The following is a 9,717-nucleotide window of genomic DNA, read 5'->3' on the forward strand; positions in this document are numbered from 1 at the left end:
CGACCGCGACCTTCTTGCCCAGCATCTTGCGCGACGTGGTGCGCAGCATGGTGAGCGCTGCGGGGTTGACGTAGGTGACGGTGTCGTCGGGCGCGAGCAGCACCAGGCCGTCGGCCGTGGCGGCGAGAACGGCGCGGTTGGCGTCGCGCTCCTCGGCAAGCTGCGTCTCATCGCGCAGTGAGACGAGCACGGAGACCTCGGCGCCGCGCGTGCGCGACGTGTGGCCGGACAGGCTCAGCTCGCCGTGCTGGAACGCGAAGCGCCCCGCCGAGTGTGTGCCGCCCGCAAGCGCGCGCTTGACCCGAGACTCGAGCTCCGGGATCCCAAGCGCCGAGACGCCAGCGCCGAGCAGCTGCCCTGACGTGCGGTTGAGTAGCTCCAGCGCAGCAGTGTTCGCGAACTGGACGAGCCCAGCCGAGTCGAATGCAAGCAAGCCCTCATCGGACGCCTCGAGAAGCGCTGAGAGCGTCGATGCCGAGCACGTGACCGAAGTTCGGCTTGCCATGACGTCCACCCCGTCTTTTTGCGACAGACCACCGATTACCTGCTTCGCTATCGGCGGCTGGTTCCCTGCGTGCGGATTGATCGACGCTCTCGTCCTCACGCCCTGTTCACCGGGTTACACTGCACCTAGTCCCTTCGCTTCCATGAGGAAACGCATGCCGCATCAGACTCCAGACTCCTTCGCCTGCCACGAGCAGCTGCGCGACGGCCTGCTCGAGGCACTCGAGGCCATGTCGCCCGAGGAACGAGGCGGCCGTCCTGCGCGCGCGATCACTGACTGGCTCCTGGACTCCGCCGGCGAGGGACTCACCGAGACGCGATTGCTGTTAGGCGACCGCATCAACGAGCTCGAGCCACACCTCTCGGTCATCGAGGCGTTCCAGGAGATCGCACGCCGCCTCTGGTACATCGGGCGCGTGCACGCCGCCGATCGGACGCTGGACTGGGATACGCGGCTGCTCTGGGACGTGACCTCGGCGATCGTGCGCGACCTGCACGAAACCACGCGCGCCGTGGTGCTGCTCACGTCGCAAGGCATGGACGCGCCAACCAAGGTCCTGCTGCGCCACGCGATGGAGCTCTACGGTCGCGAGATCGTGGTCCTGCGCGACCCCAAGGAGCAGCGCATATTCCTCTCCGAGCTTCAGCGACTCCGCGACTTCCAAAACGCCCCCGCCGAGGAGCTCGACGCGAACTCGGCGTATCGCGCAACCGGCCTCGTGGGCGGCGCGCTGATGGACCGGCTCGCGCACCTCGAGGAGAACCTCGACGAGACCAGCCTCCCCAGCCCCATGCGGGCGCAGCACACGGCGGCGGTCCTGCGCGACCTGTACGCGTACTTCTCCAACCTCACGCATGGTGGACCCGAGCTGGTCGACGACGTGCTCTACGTCTACGACCCCACGTTCCCCAGCGGCCAGCGCAGGCGGGCGTGGAGCTTCGGCAAGCAGACCAACGACGGCGGCCTGGCGCTCGACTACCTGGCCATGCTGCTGTGGCAGTTCTGGCGCCTCGTGCCGCGCGCCCTGGAGCGCAGCGGCATGGCCGATCCCGTGCAGGGCGACGTCGGCATCCTGTTGGTTGCGGCGCGCGGGCTCGATCGAGCGGTTGTGCAGTGCTTCGGCTCGCGGGTGTTCTCGGCGGCGCCCGTTTTGGCGACACAGGCCGGCTAGCCGAGCCATCGAGCGAGCGCGCGAGCGGCCGGGCTTGCCGTCGTACTGCGATGGCTGCCGCCTCCTTTTTGGAATCCACTCCAGCTGGGTAGAGTACGAATCTGGGACACAACTCGTTTCCGCAGGTAGAGCGTTCGAATGGTCTGGTCGGAATCCGCGGTATTTGGTAGTGTCTTACAGCGATCCGGTGTTCGAAGTGCAGAGACCGAACGCCAATCGAAGAGAGTGCGCCGGGGGGCGTAGAGGGACGGAGCGACTGGTTTGACGACTCCTGAGGGGATTTCCGAGGAACTCTGGCGGGGCATCCGTGGCGCCCGCCTTTGGAGTAGCGCCTCGGACGAAGCGCTCGAGTGGCTTGCGCGCACCGCGCGGACGGCAGAGTACGCCAAGGGCGACATGCTCTTCCGCGAGGGCGAGATTCCCGAGTACGTCGGCGTGATTCTCGCCGGCCATGCTCGCGCGCTCTATGGTGCCGAGGGCCATCGGCTCGCGGTGGAGACGTACTGGCCTGGCGACGTCATCGGCCCAATCGCGACACTTGCCAGCATCGGCTTTGAGTCCGACGTCGAGGCCGTCGAGCCGCTCAGCATGGCGCTGATCCCCGCGGGCGCAATCAAGGACCTGCTCAAATCCGAGCCCGGCGTGGCGATGTCCGTCATCGACGACCTGGCTAGGCGCTGGACCAGCGCGCTCGCGATGGCCAAGCGCAGCAACCTCGACGTCACTCAGCGCATCGCCGAGTACCTCAACGCGCTCCCACACACGCGGCTGGGCGAAGATGCCTACAGCGTCGAGATCCCGATGGCGCGCGTCGAGCTGGCGCCGCTTCTCGGCACTACGCCCGAGACGCTCTCGCGCACGTTTCACACGCTAGAGGAGCAAGGGCTGATCGAGGCGCACGACCGCATGATCATCGTGCCGAGCGGCGAAGCGCTCCTGGGTGATAGCAACCCAGGTTCGCAGTAGCGCGCAGCAAGAGAGCCGCCCGACCCCTCAGGGCCGAGCGGCTCGTGGCGGTGCGTTGGGAGCTACTTGCCGGCGGCTGGCCTGCACGCGCCAGCGAAGTCGCTGCGGCGCGAGAGCGGAGTGATGCGCACGTTGACGCCGGTGTAAGGCGCCTCGATGAAGTTGCCGCCACCCACGTACATGCCGACGTGATGGATCGGGCTGCCGAAGAACACCAGGTCGCCAGGCTCGAGGTTCGAGCGCGAGACGCGCGCACCCTCGTTGATCTGGTCGCCCGAGTAGTGGTTGAGGTGAATGCCCACCTTGTCGTACGCGAACATCATGAGCCCGCTGCAGTCGAAGCTGTCCGGGCCTGCTGCTGCCCAAACGTACGGCTTGCCCAGCTGCTTCTCGGCCCAGTAGACGGCAACCGCGGCCTTGGAACTGGTGGGCGGGTTGCCACCCAGGATGATGCCGCCGCCGCTCGCGCTGCGCTGCGCCAGGAGCAGCGCCATCGTGCGTGCCTGCTCGGCGGCCTTCTCCTCAGCGATCTGCTTGGCGATGAGCACTTGGATGTCGGCGGTGATGCTGGCCAGCACCTGCTGGCGAGCGGCGAGCTGACTCTTCACGGCTGCGGCGTTGGAGGCCATGGCGTCCTTCTGCTGGCCAGCCTCCCTCTGCGCGACCACGAGCGTCGTGTGCGCCGCCTGCGCCTCTGCCTTCGAGGCCTTGAGCTGGGAGACCGTGGCCGCGTCCTGCTCGTTGAGCGACGTCAGCACGCGCATGGTGGTGTCGAGCTGCTCGAAGGAGCGCACGCTCAGCAGCACAGAGATGAAGCCAAGCGGCCCCTCGCGATACATGTCTGCCGCTCGGGTGTCGAGATGGCCCTGCAGGAACTTCTGCTGCTTGGCCAGCTTGGCGATCTTCTTCTCGGTGGCCTTCACCTTGTCGGTGAGCGCCGAGTACCGCGTCTGGGCGGCGTCGTACTTCTCGGCTGCCGCCGCGGCGCTCTGCGCGAGTCCGGCGACCTGCGCCTGCACCGCTGCGGCCTGCGCCTTCTTGGCGGCCAGTGGGTCGGCAAAGGCGTGCGCCGAAGAAACCAGGCCAACTAGAAGGGTGAGGGCAAGGATGATTGGGAGACGGCTCTTGAGCATATGCATCTAGGAGTCACTCTCATGTCGCGGCGCCGCAAGGCGCTGGCTGCAAATAGGCTACGAATACGCGAACGGCGGTATTTTCCACCGTACGCGGCTCGATTGCAATGGAAGGGCAAGCCAGCGACAGCAGAGAACACGAGTCGCCGACAGTGGTTTCGGGGCCTCCCCTAGCGAGGCGCGGGCCATTTGCGCCATCGCTAGTGCCCCGACAGGTACGTGACGACGCCGTTCGCGAGCCCTGTCGCGAGCTTGCCTTGGTAGGAAGGCGTGGTCAGCGCACGATCCTCGGCGGGGTTGCTCATGAAGCCCATCTCGACCAGGATCGTCGGCACCTTCGACCAGTTGAAGCCGGATAGGTCGCCTCGGTTGACGATCCCGGCGTCCGCGGCTCCGGTCGCCGCAAGTGCAGCATGCTGGACGATCTTCCCGGCCTTTGCCGAGGCTGCCACGATCGGTCCAGTCCACTGGTTCTTGGCCGGAATCAGCGTCGAGAACCCGTGCTTCGAGCTGTCCGAGATCCCGTCGCAGTGCAACCGGATGAAGAGCGCTGCGTGCGCCTTGTTGGCGATTGCTGCGCGCTGAGAGTTCGAGATGTCGACGTTTTGCGAGGTGCGCACCATGATTACCTTGACGCCGCGCGCCTGAAGCGCCGTGCGCAGCTTGAGCGCCACTTGGAGATTGATCTGGCTCTCATCGTGCGGCGCGTACTGCCCGGAGGCGCCGCTGGTGACCTTGGCCTTCTTCTGCGACGAACCGGGGCCGATAGGCTCGAGACCGGAGTCGCCTTGGCCCTGATGCCCGGCGTCGATCACAACCACCTTGCCCGATGCGGCCGAAGCGGCCGTCGCAGCCATCTTGACCACGCGGCCGGTCGCAGCCTTGGCTGCCACGGCGACTGTCCCCTTCGAGGCCTGCACGTGCGCCGCCTGAGCCACCGAGTTCGACTCCGGCGAGTTGGCCTTGGCGGTGCGCGCCTTGCGGCTCTTCTTCGCCGAGTGGGCCTTGCGCGATGTGCGGGCCTTGGTTGTGCTAGCGAGGCTGCCAGCCGAGGCGGACTGGGCCGCGCTCGACGGCGAGCTGCCGGGCAGGTGAATCGCCCCGAACGCGAGCGCAAGACCCAGGACAGCCGCGCAGCCAAGGCCGAGGACGAGCGCAGCCGTGACGAGCCGCGCGCGCGCAGTCGAGCGCTCGCGGCCACGGTTGCGTGGGGCTCGGAAACTGACGCCTTGGTCGGCGGTCAGGGCGCCGGCGGGTCCTTCGTCGCCGTTGCGGCTTTGCGACAGCGTCGGCCAGAAGTTCTCGGCGGTCAGCTGAGGCTCTTGGGGCAGGTCCGCCCAGAAGTTCTCAACCGTGGGTTGCTGTGCTTCCGGATCGTCGAAGAATGAACTCATGTCTGTGACTCCCGTGGTGACTCGGTTCGCTTTGAAACGGGCGCAGGACAACACGCCAGCGTCGATTCTGCCGGTAGAACAATGAGAAAACGGTTAGAAGCGTGCGCTCCAGAGCGGGGCGGACTCACCACTACTTCGGCAAGAGACCGCAGTTCAGTTAGGTTCGCGGCAGTCTTACGGTGAACCGGCTGCCCTTACCGAGATCGCTCTGCAGCTCGATTCGGCCGTGGTGGGCATCGACGATCTCCTTGGTGATCGCGAGTCCCAATCCGCTTCCGCCCAGCTCCCTAGAGCGCGCGCTATCGATGCGGTAGAAGCGGTCGAAGACCCGCGCAGCGGCAGCGGCGGGGATGCCCGGACCGTTGTCCTCAACGACCAACACTGCCTCAGCGCCCTCTGCCCGCGTGTCGAGGTGGACGTGCGCTCCGGCGCCCGAGTACTTGATTGCGTTCTCGAGCAGGTTGACGACGACCTGGCGTACGTACTCGCCATCAGCGGTAGCCATCGTCTGCCGTCCGGTCACCTCTACTGTCACGCCGCTTTCCGACGCCAACTTGCCGAGAGAGTCAGCCGCTTCACAGACCAGCTCGTGCAGGTCGGTCGGCTTGCGCAACAGCCGAAGCGTGCCCTCGTCGAAGTGGGCCAGCGTCAGCAGGTTTCGTACGATACGCGTCATGCGGTCGGTCTCTTCGCGCGCCGACTCGAGCACCTCGACGGCTGCGGGAGGCAGCCCACCCGCGGCAAGGCTCACATCGAGCTCGGTGCGCATGACGGCGAGAGGGGTCTGCAGCTCGTGCGACGCATCGGCAATTAGGCGCCGCTTGTCCTGCACTCCGGCTTCGAGTCGGGAGAGCATGCTGTTCAGGGTGTTGGCAAGCGCCGTCAGCTCGTCACCGCCGGAGGGGACAACGACGCGCTCGTCGAGACGGTCGATGCCGATGCTCGCCGCAGTAGCGCTCATCTCGGCAACCGGGCGAAGCGCGCGCCGTGCGAGCAGCCATCCGCCCACCCCAGCGCCGATCAGTGCAAGTGGCCCGGTCAACAGCATCGCGAGTATCAGACGCTGTATTGCCGCATCGGCGTTCTCGGTGGAAGTACCCACGAGGATCAGCTCGGCGGACTTTGGCGCGGGCGCGACGAGCACCCGGAAGGTCTCGCCACCGTCTTTGACGGTGGCGATCTGCGCACGTTTGGTCCTCGCCGCGCGCTGCACCAGCCCGGACGACACGATCGGGCTCTTCGCGATCACGTCTCCGGCCGACTGCAGCACGGTTCCCGTGGGCGTCAGAAGCTGCGCGGCCGCCTCGGCACGCGGCACGCCGGAAAGCGCAGAGACGCTGATTCCTTCAAACTCCTCCTCACCCGTGGCGTTGAGGCTGATGGCGATCTGCGAGGCGCGGGAGTCGAGCTCGCGGTCGATACCAGCGTAGAGATCGGCCCGCGTTCGCACGACCACAAACCCGCTCCACACGCCGACGATGAGCGCGAACAAGACGACGTACCACAGAGTGAGCCGCGTCTTGATCGGGAGGCTCATGGCCGAGGCTCCAAGATGTAGCCGACGCCGCGGACGGCTCGGATCACCTTGGACTTGAACGGCTTCTCGATCTTCTTGCGCAGGTAACCCACGTAGACATCGACGACGTTAGACATGCCGTCGTAGCCGTAGTCCCACACGTGGTCGAGGATCTCGCTGCGCCTGACCACCTCTCCGCTGTGCATCGCCAAGAACTCGAGCAACGCGAACTCGCGAGGTGACAGGTCGATCGACACTCCGGCACGCGTGACCGAGTGCGCCGCGGGATCGACGACGATGTCGCCCACGACGATCTCGGGGGTGCGCTCCGCGGGCCCACGGCGCAGTAGCGCTCTGAGGCGGGCCAGCAACTCGCCGAAGGCGAATGGCTTGACCAGGTAGTCGTCTGCGCCGGCGTCGAGACCGGCGATGCGGTCCTCAACTGCGCCGCGCGCGGTGAGCATGAGCACCGGCGTCCACACGCTCGCATCACGCAGCGTCCGGCAGACGGCATAGCCGTCCATCCCGGGCAGCATGACGTCGAGCACGATCGCGTCGAACTCCTGCTCGCTGGCCCAGAAGACGGCGTCGTCTCCCGTCGCCACCGTCTCGGCGGCATAGCCCTCGTTCTCGAGCCCGCGCCTGATCGCGCGCGCCATTTTCGTTTCGTCTTCCACGACAAGAATGCGCATTTCAAACCTCCCCAAGCACCATGCCCCGCTCATGATGAGAACTCAGTGAGAGTCTCTTGAGCTCTAGTCTCACTGTTCTCTCATCGAGCGATTACTAGACCAGCTGAGGTCAGCGACGCACGAAGATGCCGAAAGCGCCCGCGTGTTCGGCAAGCGCGACCGCGATGACGATCGCTGGCTCCGGTCTTCGGCGCTCGGATTCTCTGGCGGGATCACGCATCGGACGGGCGAGCTGGTTGCTCGTCAGTTGCACGTCCGGTGCTTCCTCCTGAGGCGTCTCATGCGGGCGCAACGCCCGGTCTCCCTGCCATGACATCTCAGCTTCGGTGTTGCGCAGTGAGAGGACGACGAGAGGGTGGAGCGCTCGTGTGAGACCGATCTCTCACCGGATTCTCATGGCTTGGCCTGCACTATTCCGAGTGCAGCATCCGCCCGCTCGCGGTCGCGACTTAACGAAGCAGGGAGACGATGACATTGAACACCACACTCACTACGCCAAGAACCACCTGCGGAAGCTGTTGGTACTGGCAGATGCCGTCAGCGCCGAGAGCGTCTTCGGCGCTCCAAGAGCCCGAGCGCTCGTGTCAGCGCATGCCCGCTACGCCCGACACCGCCAGCGTCGCAGTCTCACTTGCCGGACCGGCTGCCGCCGACTGCCCCGACTGGCGCCCGTGCTGGGTGGAGACCCGCCCGATCGACGCCGGATCGAGGGCACAGACGACCTCCGCCGAATCGTGTGGTCCCAGCCAGCCCCGCCGCAGCACGCTACCCGCTCATCCTTTCTAGTCGGTCTTGGGGCACAATCGTGCCGTCCGACACTGTCGGGCCCGCAGGGAGTCACATGATTCCGTGCAAGCCCCGCACGTGGTTCGCAAGAAGCATCCGAGAGGTACCATGCGTAGAGCGATCATCCTCACAGTCTGCCTGTCGTTGCTCGCCGTCGGCTTGATTGGGCGGGCTACGACGAGCGATTCTGCTGCCGACGACAAGCTGGCCGACACTGCGATTGCGGCGCTCACCGCCACGTACGGCCGCCCGTCGCCGGTAGGCGCGATCACCGCTGACGCCGTCAGTGGGACCGTGTACCTCGAACTCGCTCAGACCAGGATCGAGCAAGCTGGCGGCGACCAAGTGCCGTCGGACGAGTTTGCGAAGCAACTCGCGAACTGTATCTTCGCCAGCGTTCCAGCGATCACGACGGTATATGTGGCCGACACGGCCCACAGGCGAGTCGCGACTTATTCAACAGCGAGCACCGGAAGTACAACCAATGCGGTGACACCATGTCTGTCTCGGAGCGTTGACTGAAGCATGCTCGCCTAGGGCTTCTTGGTCACCGCGACGACCGGCGTCTTCGTCCCTACGCGAACGGTTGCCTCTTTTGGTGTGTAGTCGGAGACGAACGTGTCCTGCCGAACCAGCGTCCCCTGCTTCTTGACGGTCCTCACGACCACGACCCTCCCGCCTGGTGCGCCCGGATCAAGGACAGCCTTGCTGCCCGCCGGAATGGTCGGGTCGGGCACGTTGACGGTCGGGAACGGCTTGATGTTGGTGAACGGCCCAGTTGTGAAGGCGACGTTGTACCCAGGGTTGGTGCCCCAAAGCGAGATTGTCACCGCACCTGCCGTCGACGAAGCGTCCGTCGTCGAAACTGACACCAGTACCCAGTGCGACGTCGTGTTCTTCCACCTCAGATCGGGTCCGCCCCAGGACACCGTCGCATCACGGCCCGTCGGATAGTGCGAGATGTAGAACGAGTGGGGCTGTCGTTCGAGAATTGGAAGGCCCGACATGAAGACTGCGTTGAACAGCGTTGTGCACACCTGGCAGATGCCGCCGCCAACCTGAGGAACGAGCTTGCCTTGCACGATGGCATTGGCTGCCTGATAGCCTTTCGCGGCCGTACGCTCGCCGACAGCACCGTTGACCGAAAACGTTGCGCCCGGGGCGACCAGCTTGCCGTCCAGCGCCGCCGCCAGAACCCGGATGTTGTTTGCACGCCCGACTGCGCCCCCAGAGAACGTCGTCGTGAACGTCGATATCTTGTCGTGGACGCCCATAGCGCGGGCCTCCGCCGTTGTGAGCTGCGCGGGCCTGGTCTTGGCGTGGAGCACGACCGTGTGAGTGCCGGCGGCGTTCTTGAGAATCGGCGCAGCGTCCGAGACGAACCGGGCTATGTCTGGGCCCGAGCCGTCGCTCGATGGGGCGATTACCACCGCGTTGCCTTGGACGAGTAGACGAGCATCCCTGGGTGCGTTGCCCAAAGCGCTACCCACGATCGGCACGATCGTCTTCGCAGCCGCGGCAGCGTCCACCTCGGGGTCCAGACGCCACCCGACA

General features: G+C 65.8%; 9 protein-coding genes. 3 read left to right on the forward strand and 6 right to left on the reverse strand.

The genetic code is table 11. The annotated features are described in order from the left end of the window. The coding region (locus P4L93_07590) for a PAS domain-containing protein (GenBank protein ID MDR3686798.1) at nt 1-505 on the reverse strand (505 nt) is incomplete at its 3' end. Nucleotides 506-659: 154 nt separating this feature from the next. On the opposite strand from P4L93_07590, the gene P4L93_07595 reads away from it, so the two are divergent. Both P4L93_07595 and P4L93_07600 read left to right on the forward strand, forming a co-directional pair. Further along, nucleotides 660-1,676, forward strand: coding sequence for a hypothetical protein (locus P4L93_07595; GenBank protein ID MDR3686799.1), 1,017 nt, complete (start codon nt 660-662; stop codon nt 1,674-1,676). A 261-nt stretch (nt 1,677-1,937) separates the two neighbouring features. Then, the gene (locus tag P4L93_07600; protein ID MDR3686800.1) at nt 1,938-2,642 is read left to right on the forward strand and encodes a Crp/Fnr family transcriptional regulator; all 705 of its coding nucleotides are present in this window, start codon (nt 1,938-1,940) and stop codon (nt 2,640-2,642) included. A gap of 62 nt (nt 2,643-2,704) precedes the next feature. On the opposite strand, the gene P4L93_07605 is transcribed toward P4L93_07600, so the two are convergent. The 4 genes from P4L93_07605 to P4L93_07620 form a co-directional block, all read right to left on the reverse strand. Continuing rightward, nucleotides 2,705-3,781, reverse strand: a complete 1,077-nt coding sequence (locus tag P4L93_07605) for an NlpC/P60 family protein (GenBank protein ID MDR3686801.1) — start codon at nt 3,779-3,781, stop codon at nt 2,705-2,707. 194 nt (nt 3,782-3,975) lie between these two features. Beyond that, a complete protein-coding gene (locus P4L93_07610; GenBank protein ID MDR3686802.1) occupies nt 3,976-5,169 on the reverse strand; it encodes an N-acetylmuramoyl-L-alanine amidase in 1,194 nt (397 codons plus the stop codon). 157 nt (nt 5,170-5,326) lie between these two features. Further along, nucleotides 5,327-6,706 (reverse strand): ATP-binding protein, encoded by a 1,380-nt coding sequence (locus P4L93_07615; protein MDR3686803.1) that lies wholly within the window; start codon nt 6,704-6,706, stop codon nt 5,327-5,329. Further along, complete coding sequence (locus tag P4L93_07620; protein MDR3686804.1) at nt 6,703-7,377, reverse strand: response regulator transcription factor; 675 nt, start codon at nt 7,375-7,377, stop codon at nt 6,703-6,705. The genes P4L93_07615 and P4L93_07620 overlap by 4 nt, the downstream gene beginning before the upstream one ends. Nucleotides 7,378-8,271: 894 nt before the next feature. Here P4L93_07620 and P4L93_07625 point away from each other — a divergent pair. Beyond that, nucleotides 8,272-8,685, forward strand: a complete 414-nt coding sequence (locus P4L93_07625) for a hypothetical protein (protein MDR3686805.1) — start codon at nt 8,272-8,274, stop codon at nt 8,683-8,685. Nucleotides 8,686-8,696: 11 nt separating this feature from the next. On the opposite strand, the gene P4L93_07630 is transcribed toward P4L93_07625, so the two are convergent. Next, a partial coding sequence (locus P4L93_07630) for a VanW family protein (GenBank protein ID MDR3686806.1) occupies nt 8,697-9,717 on the reverse strand: 1,021 nt, incomplete at its 5' end.

It is taken from the genome of Coriobacteriia bacterium, from assembly GCA_031292615.1.
Taxonomy (GTDB): domain Bacteria; phylum Actinomycetota; class Coriobacteriia; order Anaerosomatales; family JAAXUF01; genus JARLGT01.